The 23,126-nt window shown below is 71.6% G+C and carries 25 protein-coding genes; 7 read left to right on the forward strand and 18 right to left on the reverse strand.

Going from position 1 to position 23,126, the window contains the following annotated elements; all coding sequences use genetic code 11:
- Positions 1-88 precede the first annotated feature (88 nt).
- On the forward strand, positions 89-2,674 hold the full coding sequence (locus HNQ01_RS04875) for an ABC transporter permease (protein WP_286180471.1): 2,586 nt from the start codon (positions 89-91) through the stop codon (positions 2,672-2,674).
- 15 nt (positions 2,675-2,689) lie between these two features.
- Here HNQ01_RS04875 and HNQ01_RS04880 read toward each other — a convergent pair whose 3' ends face one another.
- The 3 genes from HNQ01_RS04880 to HNQ01_RS04890 all read right to left on the reverse strand — a co-directional run bounded on the left by HNQ01_RS04880 (position 2,690) and on the right by HNQ01_RS04890 (position 6,675).
- Complete coding sequence (locus tag HNQ01_RS04880) at positions 2,690-4,003, reverse strand: methyl-accepting chemotaxis protein (protein WP_217427404.1); 1,314 nt, start codon at positions 4,001-4,003, stop codon at positions 2,690-2,692.
- A 46-nt stretch (positions 4,004-4,049) separates the two neighbouring features.
- Entirely contained in the window at positions 4,050-6,146 is a 2,097-nt protein-coding gene (locus HNQ01_RS04885; protein WP_173804244.1) for a chemotaxis protein CheA, read from the reverse strand.
- A 166-nt stretch (positions 6,147-6,312) separates the two neighbouring features.
- Positions 6,313-6,675 (reverse strand): response regulator, encoded by a 363-nt coding sequence (locus tag HNQ01_RS04890; RefSeq protein ID WP_173804245.1) that lies wholly within the window; start codon positions 6,673-6,675, stop codon positions 6,313-6,315.
- 173 nt (positions 6,676-6,848) lie between these two features.
- Here HNQ01_RS04890 and HNQ01_RS04895 point away from each other — a divergent pair, with 173 nt between their 5' ends.
- Genes HNQ01_RS04895 through HNQ01_RS04910 form a run of 4 tightly spaced genes read left to right on the forward strand, consistent with a single transcriptional unit; the run spans position 6,849 to position 9,691 of the window.
- Positions 6,849-8,006: a hybrid sensor histidine kinase/response regulator gene (locus tag HNQ01_RS04895; protein ID WP_173804246.1), complete on the forward strand. Its 1,158-nt coding sequence runs from the start codon at positions 6,849-6,851 to the stop codon at positions 8,004-8,006.
- Positions 8,003-8,632, forward strand: coding sequence for a response regulator (locus tag HNQ01_RS04900; protein WP_173804247.1), 630 nt, complete (start codon positions 8,003-8,005; stop codon positions 8,630-8,632). The genes HNQ01_RS04895 and HNQ01_RS04900 overlap by 4 nt, the downstream gene beginning before the upstream one ends.
- Before the next feature lie 49 nt (positions 8,633-8,681).
- The gene (locus tag HNQ01_RS04905) at positions 8,682-8,933 is read left to right on the forward strand and encodes a hypothetical protein (RefSeq protein WP_173804248.1); all 252 of its coding nucleotides are present in this window, start codon (positions 8,682-8,684) and stop codon (positions 8,931-8,933) included.
- Positions 8,934-8,935: 2 nt separating this feature from the next.
- Positions 8,936-9,691, forward strand: a complete 756-nt coding sequence (locus HNQ01_RS04910; protein ID WP_173804249.1) for an ATPase — start codon at positions 8,936-8,938, stop codon at positions 9,689-9,691.
- Between the two features lie 4 nt (positions 9,692-9,695).
- On the opposite strand, the gene hisF is transcribed toward HNQ01_RS04910, so the two are convergent.
- The 13 genes from hisF to HNQ01_RS04975 all read right to left on the reverse strand — a co-directional run bounded on the left by hisF (position 9,696) and on the right by HNQ01_RS04975 (position 19,919).
- Entirely contained in the window at positions 9,696-10,475 is a 780-nt protein-coding gene (gene hisF / locus HNQ01_RS04915) for an imidazole glycerol phosphate synthase subunit HisF (protein ID WP_173804250.1), read from the reverse strand.
- Between the two features lie 12 nt (positions 10,476-10,487).
- Positions 10,488-10,832, reverse strand: a complete 345-nt coding sequence (locus HNQ01_RS04920) for a nucleotidyltransferase domain-containing protein (protein WP_217427405.1) — start codon at positions 10,830-10,832, stop codon at positions 10,488-10,490.
- Positions 10,819-11,247, reverse strand: a complete 429-nt coding sequence (locus HNQ01_RS04925) for a nucleotidyltransferase substrate binding protein (protein ID WP_173804252.1) — start codon at positions 11,245-11,247, stop codon at positions 10,819-10,821. The genes HNQ01_RS04920 and HNQ01_RS04925 overlap by 14 nt, the downstream gene beginning before the upstream one ends.
- Before the next feature lie 11 nt (positions 11,248-11,258).
- Positions 11,259-12,008 carry a 1-(5-phosphoribosyl)-5-[(5-phosphoribosylamino)methylideneamino]imidazole-4-carboxamide isomerase gene (gene hisA, locus HNQ01_RS04930; protein WP_173804253.1) on the reverse strand — a complete coding sequence of 250 codons (750 nt, stop codon included), beginning with the start codon at positions 12,006-12,008 and terminating at the stop codon, positions 11,259-11,261.
- Positions 12,009-12,074: 66 nt separating this feature from the next.
- Positions 12,075-12,737, reverse strand: a complete 663-nt coding sequence (hisH, locus tag HNQ01_RS04935) for an imidazole glycerol phosphate synthase subunit HisH (RefSeq protein WP_173804254.1) — start codon at positions 12,735-12,737, stop codon at positions 12,075-12,077.
- Position 12,738: 1 nt separating this feature from the next.
- Positions 12,739-13,362, reverse strand: a complete 624-nt coding sequence (hisB, locus tag HNQ01_RS04940; RefSeq protein ID WP_173804255.1) for an imidazoleglycerol-phosphate dehydratase HisB — start codon at positions 13,360-13,362, stop codon at positions 12,739-12,741.
- Between the two features lie 15 nt (positions 13,363-13,377).
- Entirely contained in the window at positions 13,378-14,481 is a 1,104-nt protein-coding gene (hisC, locus tag HNQ01_RS04945) for a histidinol-phosphate transaminase (protein ID WP_173804256.1), read from the reverse strand.
- A gap of 14 nt (positions 14,482-14,495) precedes the next feature.
- Entirely contained in the window at positions 14,496-15,818 is a 1,323-nt protein-coding gene (gene hisD / locus HNQ01_RS04950) for a histidinol dehydrogenase (RefSeq protein ID WP_173804257.1), read from the reverse strand.
- A gap of 31 nt (positions 15,819-15,849) precedes the next feature.
- Positions 15,850-16,491 carry an ATP phosphoribosyltransferase gene (gene hisG, locus HNQ01_RS04955; RefSeq protein ID WP_037483265.1) on the reverse strand — a complete coding sequence of 214 codons (642 nt, stop codon included), beginning with the start codon at positions 16,489-16,491 and terminating at the stop codon, positions 15,850-15,852.
- A gap of 5 nt (positions 16,492-16,496) precedes the next feature.
- Positions 16,497-17,765, reverse strand: coding sequence for a UDP-N-acetylglucosamine 1-carboxyvinyltransferase (murA, locus tag HNQ01_RS04960; RefSeq protein ID WP_173804258.1), 1,269 nt, complete (start codon positions 17,763-17,765; stop codon positions 16,497-16,499).
- 132 nt (positions 17,766-17,897) lie between these two features.
- On the reverse strand, positions 17,898-18,173 hold the full coding sequence (locus HNQ01_RS04965; protein WP_173804259.1) for a BolA family protein: 276 nt from the start codon (positions 18,171-18,173) through the stop codon (positions 17,898-17,900).
- Positions 18,174-18,231: 58 nt separating this feature from the next.
- On the reverse strand, positions 18,232-19,011 hold the full coding sequence (locus HNQ01_RS04970) for an ABC transporter permease (RefSeq protein WP_173804260.1): 780 nt from the start codon (positions 19,009-19,011) through the stop codon (positions 18,232-18,234).
- Positions 19,008-19,919 (reverse strand): ABC transporter ATP-binding protein, encoded by a 912-nt coding sequence (locus tag HNQ01_RS04975; RefSeq protein ID WP_173804261.1) that lies wholly within the window; start codon positions 19,917-19,919, stop codon positions 19,008-19,010. The genes HNQ01_RS04970 and HNQ01_RS04975 overlap by 4 nt, the downstream gene beginning before the upstream one ends.
- Before the next feature lie 106 nt (positions 19,920-20,025).
- On the opposite strand from HNQ01_RS04975, the gene yghU reads away from it, so the two are divergent.
- Together yghU and HNQ01_RS04985 are read left to right on the forward strand one after the other, a co-directional pair.
- On the forward strand, positions 20,026-20,877 hold the full coding sequence (gene yghU, locus HNQ01_RS04980; RefSeq protein ID WP_173804262.1) for a glutathione-dependent disulfide-bond oxidoreductase: 852 nt from the start codon (positions 20,026-20,028) through the stop codon (positions 20,875-20,877).
- 97 nt (positions 20,878-20,974) lie between these two features.
- Positions 20,975-21,631, forward strand: a complete 657-nt coding sequence (locus HNQ01_RS04985; protein ID WP_173804263.1) for a TetR/AcrR family transcriptional regulator — start codon at positions 20,975-20,977, stop codon at positions 21,629-21,631.
- On the opposite strand, the gene HNQ01_RS04990 is transcribed toward HNQ01_RS04985, so the two are convergent.
- Together HNQ01_RS04990 and HNQ01_RS04995 are read right to left on the reverse strand one after the other, a co-directional pair.
- Positions 21,628-22,332, reverse strand: coding sequence for a hypothetical protein (locus HNQ01_RS04990; protein ID WP_173804264.1), 705 nt, complete (start codon positions 22,330-22,332; stop codon positions 21,628-21,630). The genes HNQ01_RS04985 and HNQ01_RS04990 overlap by 4 nt on opposite strands.
- The gene (locus HNQ01_RS04995) at positions 22,329-23,111 is read right to left on the reverse strand and encodes an OmpA/MotB family protein (RefSeq protein ID WP_173804265.1); all 783 of its coding nucleotides are present in this window, start codon (positions 23,109-23,111) and stop codon (positions 22,329-22,331) included. Before HNQ01_RS04995 ends, HNQ01_RS04990 begins: the two co-directional genes overlap by 4 nt.
- Between the last annotated feature and the right edge of the window lie 15 nt (positions 23,112-23,126).

Below are 23,126 nucleotides of genomic sequence, written 5' to 3' on the forward strand. Positions count from 1 at the left end.
TTGAAGCACCTCGGCCGCCCTGGCGCGTTCTGCGACTTTGCATGCTGCGTTCTGAAGCGCCGACGGCGCTGGTGTATGGTCGGGCGCCATGAGCGCCACTGCCCTGCCCGCCCGCCCCGGGACCGCCCCGCCGCCCCGCCCGCCCTCGGTGCTGACGCTGGCCTGGCGCCAGCTGCGGCGCGACCTGCGCGCCGGCGAGCTGCGGCTGATGCTGGTGGCGGTGGCGCTGGCGGTGGCGGCGATCTGCGCGGTCGGCTTCTTCGCCGACCGGCTCGCCGCCGGCCTGGCACGCGACGCGCAGACGCTGCTCGGCGGCGACGCGGTCATCGCCAGCGACCAGCCGCTGCCGGCCGAGTTCGGCCAGACCGCGCGGCGCATGGGACTGCGGGTGGCGCGCAGCGCGCGCTTTCCGAGCATGGCGCGCGCGCCCGACGCGCTGGGCGGCGCGACCCGGCTGGTCTCGGTCAAGGCGGTGTCGTCGGACTATCCGCTGCGCGGCCAGCTGCGCATCGCCCGGCGCGACGGCGAGGCCGGCCGAGCGGTCGTGCACGGCCCGGCCGCCGGCGAGACCTGGGTCGACGCGGCGGTGCTCGACGCGCTGGGGCTGAAGGTCGGCCAGACGCTGATGCTGGGCGACGCCGGGCTGCGCATCGGCGCGGTGCTGCTGGCCGAGCCGGACCGCGACGCCGGCTTCATGAGCTTCGCGCCGCGGGTGATGCTGGCCGAGGCCGACCTGGAGGCCACCGGCCTGATCCAGCCCGCCAGCCGGGTGAGCTGGAGGCTGGCGGTCGCCGCGCCGGCCGGCGAGCGCCGCCAGACCGCCGTGCGCGGCTTCGTCGCCTGGGCCGAGGAGCGCATCGCCGCCACGCGCCAGCGCGGCGCGCGCATCGAGTCGCTCGACAACGCGCGCCCGGAAATGCGCGAGGCGCTGGACCGCGCCGGCCGCTTCCTGCAGCTGGTGGCGGTGCTGGCGGCGCTGCTGGCGGCGGTGGCGGTGGGCATCGCCGCGCGCGGCTTCGCCGCCCGGCATCTGGACGCCTGCGCGATGCTGCGGGTGCTGGGCCTGTCGCAGCGGCGCATCGCCTCGGTCTACGGGCTGGAGCTGCTGCTCGTCGGCCTGGCGGCCAGCCTGATCGGCGTGCTGGGCGGCCTGGCGGTGCATGAGGTCTTCGTGCGGCTGCTCGCCGGCCTGGTCGAGGCCGACCTGCCGCCGCCCGGCGCCGGACCCGGCCTGTTCGGGCTGTCGGTCGGCATGGTGCTGCTGGCCGCCTTCGGCCTGCCGCCGGTGCTGCAGCTGGCGCAGGTGCCGCCGCTGCGGGTGATGCGCCGCGACCTGGGCGGACTGAAGCCCGCCTCGGTCGGCGTGCTCGGCACCGGGCTGGCCGGCTACGCGGCGCTGCTGGTGCTCGCCGGCGGCGACCTGAAGCTCGGAGGCATCGCCGTCGGCGGCTTCGCCGCGGCCTGGGCGGTGTTCGCCGCCGCCGCCTGGCTGGCGGTGCGGCTGCTGCGCCGGCTGGTGCCCGACACCGGCGCGCCGCGCTGGCTGGCGCTGGCGACGCGACAGATCGCCGCGCGGCCGGCGCTGGCGGTGCTGCAGGTGAGCGCGCTGGCGATCGGGCTGATGGCGCTGACCGTCCTGGTGCTGCTGCGCACCGATCTGGTCGACAGCTGGCGTGCCGCCACCCCGGCCGATGCGCCCGACCGCTTCGTCATCAACATCCTGCCCGAGCAGGCCGACGACTTCCGCCGCACGCTCGCCGAGAGCGGCGTGCGCGCCTACGACTGGTACCCGATGATCCGCGGCCGGCTGACCGCGATCAACGGCCGCGAGGTCACGCCGCAGCAGTACGCCGACGGCCGGGCGCAGCGCCTGGTCGAGCGCGAGTTCAACCTCAGCCATGACGCGCGGCTGCCCGGCCACAACCGCCTGGTGGCGGGACGCTGGCAGCCCGACGAGGCCGACGGCCTGAGCGTCGAGGAAGGCCTGGCGCGCACGCTCGGCCTGAAGCTCGGCGACCGCCTGCGCTTCGACGTCGCCGGCACCGCGGTCGAGGCCCGCATCACCAGCCTGCGCCAGGTCGACTGGGGCTCGATGCGGGTGAACTTCTTCGTGATGTTCCCGCGCGCGGCGATGCCGGAGCTGCCGGCGACCTACATCTCGGCGCTGCGCGCGCCGGCCACGCCGGGCTTCGACGCACGGCTGGCGCGCGACTTTCCCAGCATCACGTCGGTCGACGTGTCGGTGCAGATCGCGCAGGTGCAGAAGGTGCTGGGCCAGGTGATCCGCGCGGTCGAGTTCCTGTTCGGCTTCACGCTGGCGGCCGGGCTGCTGGTGCTGTTCGCCGCGGTCAGCGCGACGCGCGAGTCGCGGGCGCGCGAGTTCGCGCTGCTGCGCGCGATGGGGGCGGGCTCGGCGCTGCTGCGCCGGGTGCAGCGCGCCGAGCTGCTCGGCGTCGGCGCGCTGGCGGGGCTGCTGGCCGCGCTGGCGGCGGCGATCGTCGCGGCGCTGCTGGCGCGGCAGGTCTTCGGCTTCGACTGGCGCCCGTCGCCGTGGGTGCCGCTGGCGGGCACGGCCGCCGGCGCGGCGCTGGCACTGCTGGCAGGCTGGTGGGGCCTGCGCGATGTGCTGCGCCGCCCGGTCAGCGAGACACTGAGGCGGGCGGCGCAGGACTGACGGCGGCAGAGCGCGTCAGAACGATTCCCACTGCTCGGTCGAGACATTCTCGGCCACCGGCGCGGGGGCCGGCGACGGCGAGCGCGTCGACTCGGCCGGAGCCGGGGCCTTGGCGACCGGACGGGGCGCGGGGGCCGGCACAGGCTTCGGCGCGGCCGGCTTCGGGGCCGCGGCCGCTGCGCTGCCGGAAGACGCCTTGCGCACCGCCGCGCGGGTCGGGCCGGCCAGGCTGGCGCCCGAGCCGACCTGGAAGCTCTTGATGCCGGAGGCCAGCGCGGCGGCCTGGGTGCGCAGGCTGTCGGCGGCGGCAGCGCTCTCCTCGACCAGCGCGGCGTTCTGCTGCGTCATCTGGTCGAGCTGGCTGACCGCGGCGCTGACGCGGCCGAGCTCGGTGCTCTGCTCGCTGGTCGAGGCGGTGATCTCGCTGATCAGGTCGCTGACGCGCTGCACGCCGCCGACGATGTCGTTCATCGCGCGGCCCGCGTCATGGACCAGGTGCGTGCCGGCACCGACCTTGTCGACGCTGGCGCTGATCAGCGCCTTGATCTCCTTGGCCGCATGCGCGCTGCGCTGCGCGAGGTTGCGCACCTCGCCGGCGACGACCGCGAAGCCGCGGCCCTGCTCGCCGGCCCGTGCGGCCTCGACCGCCGCGTTCAGCGCCAGGATGTTGGTCTGGAAGGCGATGCCGTCGATCACGCCGATGATCTCGGCGATCTTGCGGCTGGAGGCGCTGATCTCCTCCATGTTGCTGACGACCTGGGTCATCACGTCGCCGCCGCGCTGCGCCGCACCGGAGGCCTGGTTGGCCAGGTCGTTGGCGAGCTGGGCGGAGTCGGCGGTCTGGCGCACCGTCTCGGTGAGCTGCTCCATCGAGCTGGCGGTCTGCTGCAGCGAGCCGGCGGTCTGCTCGGTGCGCATCGACAGCTCCTGGTTGCCGGCGGCGATCTGGGTGCTGGCGGTGCCGACCGCCTCGGTGGAGTCGCGGATGCGGCTGACGATGGCGCCCACCGCGTCCTGCATGCTCAGCAGCGCGCGCAGCAGCTGCGCGGCCTCGTCGTCGCCGCGCACCTGCAGGCGGGTTCCGAGGTCGCCCTGGGTGATCGCGTCGGCGAGCTGGCGTGCGCGCGCGATCGGCGCGACGATCGACGCCGAGTTGATCAGCGTCAGCGGCACGACCACCGCCAGCATCGCGGCCATCGTGCCGAGGATCACCAGCCGGTCCGCCTCGGCCCAGACCATCGCGCCGATCACGGCGAACAGCCCGACCAGCATGGCCACCGCGGCGGCCATGCGCAGCCGGATGGTGAAATTCCAGAACAGGTCCTGCATCGCTTGTCCTTCCTGACGTGCTGCGTGCGTTGGGGTGGCGACGGCCTCAGCGGGCCTGCACCAGCGTGGCGATGTCGAGGATCAGCGCGACCCGGCCGTTGCCGAGGATCGTCGCGCCCGAGACATGCGGGATGCGCTTGTAGTGGGTCTCGAGGTTCTTCACCACGACCTGCTGCTGGCCGATCAGCTCGTCGACGATCAGCGCCGCGCGCGAGCCTTCCGACTCGACGATGACCATGATCGGCTGGGCCGCCGGCTCGTCGCGCCAGACGCCGAAGTGCCCGGCCAGGTCGACCACCGGCAGGTATTCCTCGCGCACCTTGGCGACGCGGTTGTTGTTGCCCAGCGAGCGGATGCGGTCCGGCCCGATCAGGTCGCTCTCGACCACCGAGCCCAGCGGCAGGATGTAGACCTCGTCGCCGACGGCCACGCTCATGCCGTCCATGATCGCCAGCGTCAGCGGCAGGCGCACCTTCACGCTCATGCCGCAGCCCGGCGCCGACTCGATGTCGACCCGCCCGCCCAGGCCGAGAATGTTCTTCTTCACCACGTCCATGCCGACGCCGCGGCCGGACACGTCGGTGACCTGCTCGGCGGTCGAGAAGCCCGGCTCGAAGATCAGGTTCCAGACCTGGGCGTCCGTCATCGAGTCGGAGGCCTGCAGGCCGCGCTCGAGCGCCTTGGAGATCAGCTTCTCGCGCGACAGGCCCTTGCCGTCGTCGCGCACCTCGATCACCACCGAGCCGCCCTGGTGCCAGGCCGACAGCGTGATCGTGCCCACCGCCGGCTTGCCGGCCTGCACCCGCGCCTGCGGCAGCTCGATGCCGTGGTCGCAGGAGTTGCGCACCAGGTGGGTCAGCGGATCGGTGATCTTCTCGATCAGGCCCTTGTCCAGCTCGGTGGCCTCGCCGTGCGTGACCAGCTCGACCTGCTTGCCCAGCTTGCCCGAGAGGTCGCGCAGCATGCGCGGGAAGCGGCTGAAGACCGCCGACATCGGAATCATGCGGATCGACATCACCGCGTCCTGCAGGTCGCGCGAGTTGCGCTCCATCAGGTTGATCGCGCTGACCAGCGACTGGTGCACCACCGGGTCGAGCGAGCGGCTGCCCTGGATCAGCATCGCCTGCGTGATGACCAGCTCGCCGACGAGGTTGATCAGCTGGTCGACCTTCTCGACCGAGACGCGCAGCGTCGCCGCATCCGGCGCGGCCGGCGCGCGGTTGCCGCCGCCGCCCTTGGCCGGCGCGGCCGGGGCCGCCGGTGCCGCCGAGGAGGCCGCCGGCGCCCCGCCGCCCGAGCCGGCCGGAGCGGCCGCCGCGGCCGCCATGACGGCCGGCGCCGGTTCCGGCTCGAGGGCCGGCACGCCCGGATTGCCGTCGTAGAAGCCGAAGCCCGGGCCGGACTCCATCAGATGGACCAGCTTGCGGTCGACATGGAAGCTGAACAGGTCGAGCAGCTCGTTGTCGGTGCAGTTGGTGATGACGGTGAAGCGGCGCATGCCGTCGACCGGCTCGCCGAAGTCCAGCGGCTTCATCTCGCCGATGCCCGGGATCTCCTCGAAGAGCTCGTGCAGGTGGCTGGCGGTCTGCGGCAGCTCCAGCGGCCCGATGCGCACCTCCAGCTCGCGCGAGCCCGCCGGCTTCGGCGCGGGCGCCGGAGCGGCGCTGGCCGCCGGGGCCGGCGCCGCGGCCGCCTGCGCCGAGGCGCTGTCCAGGCTGGCGAGCTTGCGGATCTCCGCCACCAGCGGACCGGTCTCCGGCGCCTCGTCGGTCAGGCCCTGCTGGAAGGACAGCAGCCCCCACAGCGCGTCGCCGCCGCGCAGCAGCACGTCGACCATCGGCGGCGTCGGCGACAGCTCGTGGCGACGCAGCCGGTCGAGCAGCGTCTCCATCTCGTGCGCCAGCGTGGCCACCGCGGTGAAGCCGAAGGTGGCCGCACCGCCCTTGATCGAGTGCGCGACGCGGAAGATCGCGTTGAGCGTCTCGTCGTCGACCGCGGCCGGATCGAGCGCGAGCAGCAGCTGCTCCATGCTCTGAAGGTTCTCCGCCGCCTCCTCGAAGAAGGTCTGGTGGAACTGCTGCAGGTCGAGGCCGCCGTCGCTGGAACGCGAGGAGGCGGAGCCTTGGGAGAGTCGATCGGCCATGGTGTCGGGGCTTCCTCGGTGAGCCGGGTCCGGCCGACCGGCGCGACCGCGCGGGGCGGGTCGCTCGGGTCCGGATCGGGCAGGACGGAGAGATCGGGGAGATCGGCCCGCGCGGGGCCGTCGGGATCAGGGTCGGGGCGGGGTCAGGCGGCGCACCTGCCCCGGCTCAGCGGATGACCATGCGGATCACCTGCAGCAGCTTCATCGAGTCGAAGGGCTTGACCAGCCAGCCGGTCGCGCCGGCATCCTTGCCCGCGAGCTTCATGTCGTCACCGGACTCGGTCGTCAGGATCAGGATCGGCGTGGTCTTGTACTGGGAGGTCTCGCGCAGCTTTCGCGTCAGCGAGGTCCCGTCCATGCGGGGCATGTTCTGGTCGGTCAGCACCAGATCGAAATGCTGGCGTCCCGCCTTCTCCCAGGCGTCGACTCCGTCGACCGCCTCGACGACCTGATAGCCGGCGCTCTTGAGCGTGAACTGGACCATCTGGCGCATGGAAGGGGAATCGTCGACAGCGAGGATGGATGGCATGAATCTCTCCGGCAGCGGCTCGGCGCTGTTGATGGACACAGAACGGGTGTCGATTGCATCAATTTTTCTCAATCGCCCCTGTCACCGGTGCCGGGATCACGCATCAAAATCCGGCTCAGTTCCTCACATGTGAAAAAGCGTTGCCCGCCCCTCCCGCCTCCGCCCGACCGCCCATGCCCCGCACCGCCCAGCCGCGCCGCCTGCGCCTGCTCCATCTGGAAGATTCGGAGCTGGATCACCAGCTGGTGCTGGCGCACCTGCGCCGCGGCGGCATCGAGCCGTCGATGCAGCGCATCGACACCGAGGGCGCCTTCCTGGCCGCGCTGGAGCAGCGCTGGGACGCGGTGATCTCCGACTACAACCTGCCGGGCTTCTCCGGCCTGGTGGCGCTGGAGCTGCTGCGCGAGCGCGATCCGCTGCTGCCCTTCATCCTGGTCTCCGGCGAGATCGGCGAGGACACCGCGGTCGAGGCGATGCGCAACGGCGCCTCCGACTACCTGCTCAAGAGCAACCTGATCCGGCTGGTGCCGGCGCTGCTGCATGCGGTCGAGGTCTGCGAGGGCCTGCGCGCGCGCAAGCGCAGCGACGAGGAGCTGGCGCGCTCGCGCAAGCGCCTGTCGGAGCTGGCGCAGCATCTGCAGACCTCGATCGAGATGGAGCGCGCCGCCATCGCGCGCGAGATCCACGACGACGTCGGCGGCTCGCTGACCGCGGTCAAGTTCGATCTGGCCTGGCTGGCGCGCCACGCGCCCAACGGCCCGATGGCCGAGCGCGCGCAGCAGGCGCTGGAGACGGTCAACCACGCGATCGAGGCCAGCCAGCGCATCATGCACAACCTGCGCCCGGCCATTCTCGAGCAGGGCCTGGTGGCGGCGCTGCAGTGGATGACGCAGCGCTTCGAGCGCCGCAACGGCATCATGACCGCCTTCCGCACCAGCCATGACCACCTGCGCCTGCCCCCGGGCGTGCCGCTGGTGGCCTATCGCACCGCGCAGGAGGCGCTGACCAACATCTCCAAGCACGCCCGCGCCACCCGGGTGCAGGTCGACCTGACGGTGGCCGCCGGCGTGCTGTCGCTGGAGATCAGCGACAACGGCCGCGGCCTGTCGAACCAGGACCTCGGCAAGGAACGCTCCTTCGGCATCCGCGGCCTGCACGAGCGCGCCGACACCGTCGGCGGCTGGATCGACCTGAGCAGCTCGCCCACCGGCACGACGCTGATCCTGTCGGTGCCGCTCGACGTGGTCGGCACCAGCTCGCGTCCCGGCGACACCGACATCGACCTGCCCCTGGGCAGTCCGCACGATCCATCCACCTGGGGAGCGCTATGACCCGCGTCATCCTGTGCGACGACCACGCGCTGATCCGCCGTGGCATCCGCGACACGCTGGCCGAGCAGCCCGACATGCAGATCGTCGGCGAGGCCGGCGAATACGGCGAGCTGCGCACGCTGCTGCGCAGCACCTCCTGCGACGTGCTGGTGCTCGACATCAGCATGCCCGGGCGCAGCGGCCTGGACGTGCTGCATGTGCTCAAGGACGAAGGCTCGCCGATCCGGGTGCTGATCGTCTCGATGTACCCGGAGGACCAGTACGCGCTGCGCGCGCTGCGGGCCGGCGCCTACGGCTATGTCAACAAGGGCGCCGACCCGGCGCAGATCGTGGCCGCCGTGCGCATGGTCGCGCAGGGACGCAAGTACATCACCGCCGAGATGGCGCAGATGCTGGTCGAGAGCCTGACCACGCCCGCGCCCGAGGCGCCGCACGAGAAGCTCTCCGACCGCGAGCTGCAGACGCTGACGATGATCGCCTCCGGCAAGCGCCTGTCCGACATCGCCGAGGAGCTGTCGCTCAGCCCCAAGACCGTCAGCGTCTACCGCGCGCGCGTGCTGGAGAAGCTGGGCATGGCCAACAACTCCGAGCTGACGGTCTACGCGATCCGCAACGGCCTGGTCTGAGCGCGGCCAGGACCGCGTGAGACAATCCGGCGCATCACAGGAGCCCGCGATGACCCCTCCGATCGTTGTTCTCGACGAAGCCGCGATGCAGGCGGCGGAAGCCCGCATTCCCGAACTGGCCGAGCTGGCGGTCAGGCAGGCCCGCCAGCAGGCGCTGCAGATCTCCGGACGGGTGATCGAGGCGGTCGACGGCCAGCTGGTCGAGACCCGCGCCAGCGGCGAGCGTCATGTGCTGCGCAGCCTGCCCGCGCGCATCCCGGTCCGGCGAGGCATGACGCTGACGCGCCGGGCACCACGCTGAGCATGGACGTCCCGCGCCTGCGGGTCTTCGCCGGCCCGAACGGCTCGGGCAAGAGCACCATCAAGGAGGCGCTGCGGCCCGAATGGCTGGGCGTCTATGTGAACGCCGACGAGATCGAGAAGTCCATCCGCGGCCGCGGCCACCTCGACCTGGCCGACTTCGCGCTGGGGGCGGCCGACCTGGCGGGCCTGCACGCCTTCATGGCCGCCTCGACCCTGCTGTCGCGCGATCCGGCGCTGCTCGCCGACGCAGCCCGGCTGGGCCTCGACGGCAGCCGCGTGATCTTCGGTGCGGTGCAGGTCAACTCCTACCACGCCTCGGTGCTGTCGGACTTCATCCGCCACCGGCTGCTGGCGCGCGGCCAGTCCTTCACCTTCGAGACGGTCATGTCCTCGCGCGACAAGGTGGACTTCATGGCCCGGGCACGCGCGCACGGCTACCGCACCTACCTGTACTTCGTCGCCACCGACGACCCGGAGATCAATGTCGAGCGAGTGCGCAACCGTGTGCTCGGCGGCGGGCATCCGGTGCCGCAGGACAAGATCCGCGAGCGCTATCACCGCTCGCTGGACCTGCTGCCGCAGGCCATCGACCAGAGCAGCCGCGCCTATGTCTTCGACAACTCCGGAGAGGACCGGCTGCTGCTGGCCGAGATCACCGACGCGGGCGAGTCGCTGAGCCTGGAGACCGACGCGATCCCGCCCTGGTTCCAGCCGGTGCTGGATCGCTACGCGTCCGACGAGGACGCGCCGGACTGAGCATTCAGAGCCGCACCGGGATCCCGCGCGCGGCCATCACCTGCTTGGCTTCGGCCACGGTGTGGTCGCCATAGTGGAAGATGCTGGCGGCCAGCACCGCATCCGCCCCGCCCTGCTGCACGCCGTCGGCCAGGTGGTCGAGGTTGCCCACGCCGCCCGAGGCGATCACCGGCACCGGCACCGCGTCCGCCACCGCGCGGGTCAGCTCCAGGTCGAAGCCGATCTTGGTGCCGTCGCGGTCCATGCTGGTCAGCAGGATCTCGCCGGCGCCCATCTGCGCCATCTGCGCCGCCCACGCCACCGCGTCGATGTGCATGTTCTTGCGCCCGCCATGGGTGTAGACGTCCCAGCCCGGGCCCTTGGCGGCGAGGTCCTCGCCCACCCGGCGCTTGGCGTCGATCGCCACGACGATGCACTGCGAGCCGTACTTGTCGCTGGCCTCGCGGATCACCTGCGGATTGGCCACCGCCGCCGAGTTGAAGCTCACCTTGTCGGCGCCGGCGTTGAGCAGCCGGCGCACGTCGGCCACCGTGCGCACCCCCCCGCCCACCGTCAGCGGGATGAAGACCTGCGAGGCCACCGCCTCGATGATGTGCAGGATCAGGTCGCGGCCGTCGCTGGTGGCGGTGATGTCGAGGAAGGTCAGCTCGTCGGCGCCCTGGTCGTTGTAGCGCGCGGCGATGTCCACCGGATCGCCCGCGTCGCGCAGGCCGACGAAGTTGACGCCCTTGACGACACGACCGCCGGTCACGTCCAGGCAGGGAATGATGCGTTTGGCGAGCATGCGCAAAGTCTCTCAGCAGGAAGGCGCCTCGGACGGCGCCCACAGCAGACGGCCCGCGCGATCGATGTGATCGCGCAGCGGTCCGTCCTCGATGTCGGCCAGACGGGACAGGTCCATCTGGTAGGGAAGCAGCAGGTCGTCGATCTCCTGCTCGAGGCGCAGGAAGTCGGAGAACGACAGGGTCGGCGCGTCGAGCGTCAGGTCGATGTCGGAGCCGGGCCGGTGGGTGCCGAGCGCGCGCGAGCCGTAGATCAGCGCACGCCGGACCTGCGGATAGCGCGACAGCACCGTGCGCAGCCGCTCCAGCGTGCGTGCGGACAGGCCGAACTCGTCGGCCGGGCCCTCAGGCACCGGCACTGCGCAGCCCTTCCATGCGCCGGGCGAATGCGGCGAACAGGTCGGCATAGCACGAGGTGATGCGCCCGACCAGCAGCTCGGCCGTCACCCGGTTGTAGGTGTGCGAGGACTGGTTGCGGCTGACGATCATCTCCATCCAGCCTTCGCCGTCCTCGATCAGCTGCACCGCGAAGGCGGCCCGGGTGGCGTCGCGCGAGCCCATGATCTCGGTCTGCCCCTGGTAGGCGAAGTAGTCCTTCATGACCTTCCAGGACAGCTCGTGCGTGAACTCGAAGGCCTGGATCAGCCCCTGCTGCTCCAGCTCGCTGAGCGCACGCTCCCGGCTCAGCGCCACCGCCGACTGCAGCTGCCGCAGCGCCCGGACGTAGTTGTCCAGTCGCAGCTGCCAGCGCGGCGGCATCGCCTCGGTGCTCATGGCGCCAGCAATCAGCCCGCCACGCCGCCCAGCGCGTCGGCGCGGGCCTGGCCGGCGGCGAAGTCGAGGTCGCCGGTGTAGATCGAGCGGCCGCAGATCACGCCCTCGACGCCTTCCTTCTCGACCGCGCACAGCGCCTCGATGTCCTGGATGTTGGACAGGCCGCCGGAGGCGATCACCGGGATCTTCAGCGCCTGCGCCAGGCGCACGGTCGCATCGATGTTGATGCCCGAGAGCATGCCGTCGCGGCCGATGTCGGTGTAGATGACGCTCTCGACGCCGTAGTCCTCGAACTTCTTGGCCAGATCGACCACCTCGTGGCCGGTCAGCTTGCTCCAGCCGTCGGTGGCGACCTTGCCGTCCTTGGCGTCCAGGCCGACGATGATGTGGCCGGGGAAGGCGGCGCAGGCGTCGCGCAGCAGGCCGGGGTTCTTGACCGCGGCGGTGCCGATGATGACGTAGCTGATGCCGGCGTCCAGGTAGCGCTCGATGGTGTCGAGGTCGCGGATGCCGCCGCCGAGCTGCACCGGGATGCGGCCGCCCACCTCGGCCAGGATGGACTTGATCGCGCCGGCGTTGACCGGCTTGCCGGCGAAGGCGCCGTTCAGGTCGACCAGGTGCAGGCGGCGGCCGCCGGCGTCGAGCCAGCGCCGCGCGATGACGGACGGATCGTCCCCGAAGGTGGTGGAGTCGTTCATGTCGCCCTGTTTGAGGCGGACACACTTGCCGTCTTTGAGATCGATCGCCGGGATCAGCAGCATGGCTGGAAACGCAGAGGTTGCGGTTGAATGAGGAAGGGAGGCGCGGGAGTTGCCGGTCGGCGCCGCTCAGGGCTTCCAGGACAGGAAGTTGCGGTAGAGCGCCAGGCCGTGGTCGGCGCTCTTCTCCGGGTGGAACTGGGTCGCGAAAATGTTATCCCGGGCCACCGCGCAGGTAAAGGCGTCGCCGTAGTCGGTCTCGCCGGCGGCGTGGCGCGCATCGGCCGGGCAGGCGTGATAGCTGTGCACGAAGTAGAACCAGGCGCCGTCGGGCACGCCGGCCCAGACCGGATGGACCGCGCCGTCGTGCGCCACCTGGCGCACCCGGTTCCAGCCCATCTGCGGCACCTTGAAGCGGCTGCCGTCGGGCTGCAGGCGCCCGTCCAGGCGGAAGCGGATGACCCGGCCCGGAATCAGCCCCAGGCCCGGCGTGTCCTGCTCCTCCGAGTGGTCGAGCAGCATCTGCATCCCGACGCACACGCCCATCAGCGGCTTGGTCGCGGCGGCTTCGAGCACGGCGTCCTTCAGGCCCGAGTCGTGCAGCTCGCGCATGCAGTCGCGCATCGCGCCCTGGCCCGGCAGCACCACGCGCTCGGCGGCACGCACCTCCTCGGGGCGCGAGGTGACGACCACCTCCAGCCCGGAGCCCTGCGCGACGTGCATCACCGCCTGCGACACCGAGCGCAGGTTGCCCATGCCGTAATCGACGACGGCGACAGTTCTTTGGCTCATGTCAGAGGCATCCCTTGGTCGACGGAATCACGCCGGCCGAGCGCGGATCGGGCGTGATCGCCATGCGGATCGCGCGGCCGAAGGCCTTGAAGATCGTCTCGCACTGGTGGTGCGCGTTGTGGCCCTTCAGGTTGTCGACATGCAGGCTGACCAGCGCATGGTTGACGAAACCCTGGAAGAACTCGAACACCAGCTGCGTGTCGAGCGCGCCGATCATGCCGGCGGTGAACTTCACGTCCATCGCCAGGCCCGGACGGCCCGAGAAGTCGACCACCACGCGCGAGAGCGCCTCGTCCAGCGGCACGTAGGCGTGGCCGTAGCGGGTCAGGCCCTTCTTGTCGCCGACCGCCCGGGCCACCGCCATGCCCAGCGTGATGCCGACGTCCTCCACCGTGTGGTGGCCGTCGATGTGCAGGTCGCCGTCGGCCTCGATCTCCAGGTCGATCATGCCGTGACGGGCGATCTGGTCGAGCATGTGGTCGAAGAAGCCGATGCCGGTCTTCAGGACCGACTTGCCGCTGCCGTCGAGGTTGACGCGCACGCGGATCTTCGTCTCGTTGGTGTCGCGGCGGATCTCGGCGATGCGGTCCGTTCCGGCGGCCGGGGTCAGGGTGTCAGTGCTCATGGGGGGACTCGGGGCTCAGAGCGACGCGCGCAGCGCGGCGATCATGCGGTCGTTCTCGTCGGGCGTGCCGACGGTCAGGCGCAGGCAGTTGGCCAGCAGCGGGTGCAGCGCGGCGACATGCTTGATCAGCACGCCCTGGCGCTTCATGCCCTCGAAGGCGGCCTTCGAGTCGGCGACCCGCACCAGGATCATGTTGGCCTCGCTCGGCCAGGCCTTGACGCCCGGCATCTCGCGCAGCGCCGCCTGCAGCCGCTCGCGCTCCTGGCGCAGCACGGCCGCCTGGGTGGCGTACTCGTCGGCGTGCTCCAGCGCGAACAGCGCCGCCTCGGCGTTGAGCACGCTGACGTTGTAGGGCGGGCGCACCTTGTCGATCTCGCCCACCAGCGCGGCCGGCCCCACCATGTAGCCCAGGCGGATGCCGGCCAGGCCGAACTTGCTCAGCGTGCGCATCACCAGCACATGGTCGAACTCGCCGGCGCGCGCCATCCACGAGCGCGACGAGAAGGGCTGGTAGGCCTCGTCGAACACGACCAGGCCGTTCTGGCGGCCGACCGCCGCGACGATCTTCTCGATCACCGCGTCGTCGAACAGGTTGGCGGTCGGGTTGTTCGGGTAGGCGATGTAGGTGATGGCCGGACGGTGCAGCTCGATGGCCTCGAGCATCGCGACCTCGTCGAGCTCGAAGTCGGGCGTCAGCGGCACGCCGACGAACTCCAGCCCCTGCAGCTGCGCCGACATCGCGTACATCACGAAGCCCGGCACCGGCGCCAGGATGGTCGCACCGGGGCGGTCGCAGGCCATCGCCAGGAGCGAGATCAGCTCGTCCGAGCCGTTGCCCAGCATCAGCGCGCAGCCCTCGGGCAGGCCGACGTGCGCGGCCAGCGCGGCCTTCAGCGTGTCGATGCGCTCGCCGGGATAGCGGTTGATCGCCACCGCGCCCAGGCGCCGGCCCAGCTCGGCCTGCAGCTCGGGCGACAGCGCGAAGGGGTTTTCCATCGCGTCGAGCTTGATGAAGCCGGCGCTGGGCTGCACCGCGTAGGCGTGCATGCCCTGCACATCGTTGCGCAGGATGGTCTGCAGGCGCTCGGGGAGCAGCGCGGCGGAAGAGGAATCAGTCATCTCGGAACTCCGGTTCAGTCGGCGCGCTTCAGGCGGAACTCGGCGGCCTGCGCATGCGCCTGCAGGCCTTCGCCGTAGGCCAGCTCGGCGGCGATGGGGCCGAGCTGCTGCGCACCCGCCTCGCTCACCTCGATCAGGCTGGAGCGCTTCTGGAAGTCGTAGACGCCCAGCGGCGAGCTGAAGCGTGCGGTGCCGGAGGTCGGCAGCACATGGTTCGGGCCGGCGCAGTAGTCGCCCAGCGACTCGCTGGTGTAGGCGCCGAGGAAGATCGCGCCGGCGTGGCGCAGCAGCGGCTCCCAGCGGTGCGGCTCGGCCGAGCTGACCTCGAGGTGCTCCGGCGCGATGCGGTTGCTGATCGCGCAGGCCTCTTCCATGTCCTTCGTCAGGATCAGCGCGCCGCGGCCCTCCAGCGAAGCGCGGATGACGTCGCGGCGCGGCATGCCGTCGATCAGGCGGTCGATCTCAGCCTGCACGCGCTCGATGTAGCCGGCGTCCGGGCACAGCAGGATCGACTGCGCCAGCTCGTCGTGCTCGGCCTGGCTGAAGAGGTCCATCGCCACCCAGTCCGGCGGCGTGGTGCCGTCGGCCAGCACCAGGATCTCGGAGGGACCGGCGATCATGTCGATGCCGACCTGGCCGAAGACGCGGCGCTTGGCGCTGGCGACATAGGCGTTGCCCGGGCCGGTGATCTTGTCGACGCGCGGCACGGTGGCGGTGCCGTGCGCCAGCGCGCCCACGGCCTGCGCGCCACCGATCGTGAAGGCGCGGCTCACGCCCGCGACATAGGCCGCGGCCAGCACCAGCGCGTTCTTCTCGCCGCGCGGCGTCGGCACGACCATGACGATGTCGGGCACGCCCGCCACATGGGCGGGAATGGCGTTCATCAGCACCGACGACGGATACGCCGCCTTGCCGCCGGGCACGTAGATGCCGACGCGGTCCAGCGGCGTGACCTTCTGGCCCAGCAGCGTGCCGTCCTCGTCGCGGTAGGACCAGCTCAGGCCGCAGGCCTGCAGCTGGCGCTCGTGGTAGGCGCGCACGCGCTTCGCGGCGGATTCGAGCGCGCTGCGCTGCGCCGGCGTGATGGCGTCGAAGGCGGCTTTCAGCTCCTCGCGGGTCAGCTCGAGCGCGGCGACCGAGGGCGCCTCCAGCGCGTCGAAGCGCGCGGTGTACTCGAGCACCGCCGCGTCGCCACGGGTGCGCACGTCGTCGAGGATCGCGGCGACGCGCTCCTCGATCGCATGGTCCGTCTCCGCCGACCAGTGCAGCACGCGCTTGAACTCGGTCTCGAAATCGGCGCAGGTGGTGTTCAGGTGACGGACGGCGACGGGAGTCATGGCGGTTTCCGTGAGGGTGGAACGGGGGGAATCAGTCTTTCGGTATCGCGGCGGCGAAGGCGTCGATCAGCGGACGCAGCCGGTCGCGCTTGAGCTTCAGCGCTGCCTGGTTCACCACCAGGCGCGAGGAGATCTCCATGAAGGGCTCGACCTCGACCAGGTGGTTGGCCTTGAGCGTCTTGCCGGTCGAGACCAGGTCGACGATCGCGTCGGCCAGACCCGTCAGCGGCGCCAGCTCCATCGAGCCGTAGAGCTTGATCAGGTCGACGTGCACGCCCTTGTCGGCGAAGTGCTGGCGCGCGATGGTGGTGTACTTGGTGGCCACGCGGATGCGCGAGCCCTGGCGCACCGCGGCCTCGTAGTCGAAGCCCTCGCGCACCGCCACGCTCATGCGGCAGCGCGCGATGTTCAGGTCCAGCGGCTGGTACAGGCCCTCGCCGCCGTGCTCGATCAGCACGTCCTTGCCGGCCACGCCGAGGTCGGCGCCGCCGTGGCCGACATAGGTCGGCACGTCGGTGGCACGCACCAGCACCACCTGCACGTCGGCGCGGTTGGTCGGCAGGATGAGCTTGCGCGACTTCTCGGGATCTTCCAGCACCTCGATGCCGGCTGCGGCCAGCAGCGGCAGCGTCTCCTCGAAGATGCGGCCCTTCGACAGCGCGAGCGTGATCATGTCGCTCATCCCGGAATCCTTTCGATGTCGGCGCCGATGGCGCGCAGTTTCACTTCCATCGCGTCGTAGCCGCGGTCGAGGTGGTAGATGCGGTCGACCGTCGTCGCGCCTTCTGCGACCAGGCCGGCGATGACCAGGCTGGCCGAGGCGCGCAGGTCGGTGGCCATCACGGTGGCGCCCGACAGCTTCGGGATGCCCTCGACGATGGCGGTGTGGCCGTCCACGGCGATGTGCGCACCGAGCCGCACCAGCTCGTTGACGTGCATGAAGCGGTTCTCGAAGATCGTCTCGGTGACGCGAGCCACGCCCTCGGCGATGCAGTTCACCGCCATGAACTGCGCCTGCATGTCGGTCGGAAACAGCGGGTGCTCGCTGGTGCGGAAGCTCACCGCCTTCGGGCGCCGGGTGGCCACGACGCGGATCGAGTCCTCGCCGGGCTCGACCGTCACGCCGGCCTCGCGCAGCTTGTCGATCACCGCGTCGAGGTGGCTGGCGTCGGCACGACGCAGCGTCACGTCGCCGCCGGTGGCCGCCACCGCGCACAGGAAGGTGCCGGTCTCGATGCGGTCCGGGATGATGCGGTGCGGCACGGCCGGCGCGTGCAGGCGCTCGACGCCATTGATGCGCAGCCGGCTGGTGCCGCGGCCCTCGATCTGCGCGCCCATCGACACCAGCAGGTCGACCAGGTCGGTGATCTCGGGCTCCTGCGCGGCGTTCTCGAGGATCGTCTCGCCCTCGGCCAGCGTCGCGGCCATCAGCAGGTTCTCGGTGCCGGTGACCGTCACCATGTCGGTGGTGATGCGCGCGCCCTTCAGGCGGCTGGCGGTGGCGTGGATGTAGCCGTGCTCGACGCGGATCTCCGCGCCCATCGCGCGCAGGCCCTTGATGTGCTGGTCCACCGGGCGCGAGCCGATCGCGCAGCCGCCGGGCAGCGACACCCGCGCGATGCCGAAGCGCGCCAGCAGCGGCCCCAGCACCAGGATGGAGGCGCGCATCGTCTTGACCAGGTCGTAGGTCGCCTCGGTCGAGGTGATGCTGGAGGCGTCGACGGTGACCACCGACGCGTCGGCCGGATCGCGCACCGAGCTGGCGCCGAGCTGCGCCAGCACCTTCAGCGTCGTCGAGACGTCCTTGAGCAGCGGCACGTTGGCCAGCGTCACCGGCTCGGGCGTGAGCAGCGCGGCGCACAGCTCCGGCAGGGCGGCGTTCTTCGCGCCGGAAATCGTGACCTCACCCTGGAGGGTGCGGCCGCCGCGGATCAGGAGCTTGTCCATGGGCAGGCGTGGTGTGAGGGGGAGCGGAGGATGCGTCCGGCAGGGCCCAGGGCGGTGCGGACGATCGATCAGACGCCGGAAGGACCGGCCGGCCGGGCGCCCGCGCCGCGGCCTGCCGCCGCGCGCGGGTCGTCAGTGATGCGGATGGGAGGCGGCGGCGGTGCCGGACTGCGCGGCCCATTCGGCCGGCGTGAGCGTCTTCATCGACAGCGCGTGGATCTCCTCGCGCATGCGCTCGCCCAGGGCCTTGTAGACCAGCTGGTGGCGCGCGACGCGCAGCTTGCCCTCGAAGCTCGGCGAGACGATCGTCGCGAAGAAGTGCCGGCCGTCGCCCTCGACATCGAGGTGCTCGCAGGGGAGGCCCGCGGCGATGTAGTCGCGGACCTGGGCGGGGGTGGGATCAGCCATGATGGGTCGGATTGTAGCGGCAGCGTGAAAAAGGAGCGCCTCGGCGTCGAGCCCGGACTCAGTGCCGCAGCTTGTAGCCGCTGGCCAGCAGCCGCAGCGCGATCGCCGCGACCAGCACGAAGCTGGTGGCCACCACCGCCAGGCTGGTCCAGGGCGACACGTCGCTCACCCCGAAGAAGCCATGCCGGAAGCCGTCGATCATGTAGAAGAACGGGTTGAGGTGGCTCGCCTGCTGCCAGACGCCGGGCAGCGAGTGCACCGAGTAGAAGACGCCGGAGAGGAAGGTCATCGGCATGATGATGAAGTTCTGGAAGGCGGCGAGCTGATCGAACTTCTCCGCCCACAGCCCTGCGATCAGCCCGAGCGTGCCCAGCATCCCGGCGCCCAGCAGCGCGAAGACCAGCACCCACAGCGGCTCGGCCAGGCGCAGATGCGCGAAGCCGGCGGTCACCGCCAGCACGCCCGCACCCACCACCAGCCCGCGCACCACCGAGGCCCCCGCATAGGCCACGAACCAGGCCCAGTGGCTCAGCGGCGCCACCAGCAGGAAGACCAGGTTGCCGGTGATCTTGCTCTGGATCAGGCTGGACGAGCTGTTGGCGAAGGCGTTCTGCAGCACGCTCATCATCACCAGGCCCGGCACCAGGAAGCTGGTGTAGCTGACCGCGTCGTAGACCTTCACATGGTCCTCGAGCACATGGCCGAAGATCAGCAGGTAGAGCAGCGCGGTGAGCACCGGCGCGGCCACCGTCTGGAAGCTGACCTTCCAGAAGCGCAGCACCTCCTTGCGGAACAGCGTGCCGGCCCCGGCGAAACGCGAACTGGCGACGGCGCTCATGCCCGGCCTCCCTGCATGATCTCCAGGAACACGTCCTCGAGGTCGGCGCGGCCGATCTCGAGGTCTTCCACCCGCACGCCGGCGGCGCGCAGCCGGCCGAGCAGCTGCTCGACGTCGGCTGCGTCGCGCGCCTTGACCTGGGCGATGCGGCCGGTGATGCGCGCCTGCGCGGCCAGGTCGGCCGGCAGCGCGTCGTCGGTCTTGAAGCGCAGCATCGTGCTGGAGGCCGCGCCCAGCAGCGCGCTGGTGCGGTCGAGCGCGACGATGCGGCCCTGCTTGAGCATGGCGATGCGCCCGCACAGCGCCTCGGCCTCCTCCAGGTAGTGCGTCGTCAGCAGCACGGTGTGGCCCTCGCGGTTGAGGCGGGCGACGAACTGCCACAGCGTCTGGCGCAGCTCGACGTCGACGCCGGCGGTCGGCTCGTCGAGCACGATCACCGGCGGGCGGTGCACCAGCGCCTGCGCCACCAGCACCCGGCGCTTCATGCCGCCCGAGAGCTGGCGCATGTTGGCGCCGGCCTTGTCGGCCAGGCCCAGGCCCTCGAGCAGCTCGTCGATCCAGGCGTCGTTGCCCTTCACGCCGAAGTAGCCGCTCTGGATCTTCAGCGCCTCGCGCACCGAGAAGAAGGGATCGAACACCAGCTCCTGCGGCACGATGCCCAGCGACCTGCGCGCCGCGGCGTAGTCGGCCACGACCTCGTGGCCCATCACCTCGACCCGCCCGGAGGTGGCGCGCGCCAGCCCCGCCAGGATGCTGATCAGCGTGGTCTTGCCCGCGCCGTTGGGCCCGAGCAGCCCGAAGAACTCGCCCTGCGCGATGTCGAGGCTCACGCCGTCGAGCGCCTGCAGCGGGCCGCGCGGGGTCTGGAAGGTCTTGCCGACCTGCTGGAAGGAGATTGCGGGGGTCATCGGGCGGGCATTGTAGGCAGCCGACCCCGGCCCTGCAGGCCGGACGCACTTCCCGTAGAGTGCCCGGGCACGCCCTCTCCCGCCTTTTTCCTTTCGGAGACCCGCCATGAGCGACACGCCCTGGACCCCGCCCGCGATCTGGACCTGGAACACAGCGAGCGGCGGCAAGTTCGCCAGCATCAACCGGCCGGTGGCCGGTGCCACGCACGACCGGGTGCTGCCGGTCGGTCGCCATCCGCTGCAGCTCTACTCGCTGGGCACGCCCAATGGCGTGAAGGTCACGGTGATGCTGGAGGAGCTGCTCGCGCTGGGCCACGCCGGCGCGGAATACGACGCCTGGCTGGTGAAGATCGGCGACGGCGAGCAGTTCGGCAGCGGCTTCGTCGAGGTCAATCCGAACTCGAAGATCCCGGCGCTGCTCGACCGCAGCGGCCCGGAGCCGATCCGGGTCTTCGAGTCCGGCGCGATCCTGGTGCATCTGGCCGAGAAGTTCGGCGCTTTCCTGCCCGCCGCGCCGGCCGCGCGCGCCGAATGCCTGTCGTGGCTGTTCTGGCAGATGGGCAGCGCGCCCTTCGTCGGCGGCGGCTTCGGGCATTTCTATGCCTACGCGCCGGAGAAGCTCGAGTACCCGATCAACCGCTACGCGATGGAGACCAAGCGCCAGCTCGACGTGCTCGACCGGCTGCTGGCCACCCGGCGCCACGTCGCCGGCGACGACTACACGGTGGCCGACATCGCGATCTGGCCCTGGTACGGTCAGATGGCGCAGGGCCTGCTCTACGGCGCGGGCGAGTTCCTGCAGGTCGAGCAGTACACGCATCTGCGCCGCTGGGCCGACGAGGTGGGCGCGCGGCCCGCGGTGCAGCGCGGCCGGCGCGTCAACCGCACCTTCGGCGATCCGGCCGACCAGTGCCCGGAGCGCCACGACGCGGCCGATCTGGACCGGCCGGGCGCCTGACGCCGCCCCCCGCGGTCGGGGCCGTGCAGAGACAAACCCGGGGCGTACCGGCTTCATGCCGGTGCTAGATTCGCGCCCGGAGACTCTGCACGACACCATGACCGACCGCGCCAAGAAGGCCCCGCGGCGCACCGCCGAACGCATCCTCGACCACACGCTGGTGCTGTTCAACCGCTATGGCGAGCCCAATGTCTCGACCAATGCGCTCGCCGCCGAGCTGGGCATCAGCCCCGGCAACCTGTACTACCACTACCCGGCCAAGGAGGCGCTGGTCAACGCGCTGGTCGGCCGCTACGAGCAGGCGCTGGCCGGGGCGCTGGCCGCCGCCGGCCCGGCCGACGATGCCGAGGGCGCCTGGCTGCTGGTGCCGGCGCTGCTGCGCCTGGCCTGGGACTACCGCTTCATCTTCCGCGACCTCAACGACCTGCTGACGCGCAACCGCCAGCTCGAGACGCGCTGTCAGGCGGCGCTGGCGCTGCAGCAGGCGGCGGTGCGCGAGCGCGTCGCGCGGCTGTGCATTCTCGACGGCGCGCCGATCAGGCCGGAGGACGCCGACGCGCTGGCCACCTCGATCATCGTGCTGCTGACCTACTGGCTGAGCTACGAGTACGTGCGCGACCCGCGCCGCGCGCTCGAGCCCGACAACGCCGACGCCGCGGTGCGGCGCGGCACCCGGCAGGCGATGGCGCTGCTGTGGCCCTACCTGAGCGCGGAGCGCCGGCTGCAGCTGCGGCCGGGCAGCCGGGACACCTAGGCGGGACAGGCCGCCGGCACCTCGACGGCTTCGGCCGCCACCGGCTGCGCCCGGACCGGCAGCTGCGGCAGCGCCCGCATCACCGCCCGGCCGAGCACCGAGCCGAAGAAGTCCGGCCACAGGCCGTGGCGGGCCAGCCAGTCCGACGACAGTCCGTCGTGGGCCCTGAGGTCGGCGGCCAGACCGGCGACCGCCTTCGACGGCGTGAACAGGCCGGTCGCGCGGTCGAGCGCGGCGATGCGGCGCGCCCAGGCATCGCCCGGGGCGTCGCCGATGTCGGCCCAGCTGCGCGCCAGCGAGGCGGCGAAGGAGCGCAGCAGCGGCCCGTCCTGTCCGAAGCCGTGCGCATAGCCGGCGAGCAGCTCGGCCCGCCAGCGCGCCGCGGCGGCGGCGTCGCCCCGCGCCAGCGCCGCCGGCAGCACCTGCTGCCAGTACAGCGCGACCCGCTCGGGCTCGACCAGCGGCAGCGGATCCTCGCCGTCCACCCAGAAGGCCAGCGGCAGCCGACGCCATTCGGCCCGCGCCAGGCCCCGGCGCGGATCGTCGCCGGCCTGCTTCAGGCGCCGGCGCAGCACCGGCCCGAGCCGCGACGCATCGCCCGGCACCGGATCGACCGGCGGCGCAGGATCGGGGCCGCGCAGCTGCACGGCCAGCGCCTCGACCGCCGCGGCCACCTGCGGCCAGCCTTCGGCGGCGCTCATCGCGAGGCGGCCGCCTCGGCGGCGCGGGCCTTCATCAGCGTGGCCTCCAGCTCGGAAGGCGTGCGGTAGGTCAGCACGATGCGCAGGTCGACGCGGCGGTTGCGCGCGTCCGTCGGATCGATGCCGGGCAGCAGGCGCTTGTCGCCATAGGCGCTGAAGGAGAACAGCGGCTGCGCCAGCCGGTTGCGGTAGCCGTTCAGCGGGCTCTGCTCGACCAGCGCCGCATGCACCGCCCGCGCGCGGTCCAGCGACAGGCTGGTGTTGTCGTAGGCGCCGCGCGCCATCGGGCGGCTGTCGGTGTGGCCCTCGATGTAGATGGTGTCGATCTCGTGGCCGGCGCGGTTGCCGGCGCAGCCGCTGGCCACCTTCTGGTTGGCGACGTAGCAGGGCAGCACCTCGACCAGCCCGTCGACCGCCGCGCGCAGCGCCGCACGCCCCTGGGCCCCGAGCTCGGCGCGGCCGATCGGGAACAGCACGTCCTCCGGCAGCGAGATCACGCCGGTGACCGGATCGATGCGCACCGTCGGCATCGCCGCCAGCATCGCCTGGCCGATGGTGCCGGTCACCTTGCCGCGCGGATCGGCCTGGCCGCGCAGCTCGTTCTTCGCCGCCTCGATCTCGATGGCCTGGCGGCGCTGCTCCAGCGCCAGCACCACCACCAGGATGATGAAGACGAAGAGCAGGCCGATCATCAGGTCGGAGGCCGAGGCCAGGTAGCTGCCCTCGCCGCGGGCGGCGCCGCCGGGGGCCGCGGGCGCGGCGCGTCGGGTCATCAGCATGGTCGTCGCTCCGGG

Origin of the sequence: Sphaerotilus uruguayifluvii, from assembly GCF_013294065.1 — a bacterium.
GTDB lineage: Bacteria > Pseudomonadota > Gammaproteobacteria > Burkholderiales > Burkholderiaceae_C > Sphaerotilus > Sphaerotilus uruguayifluvii.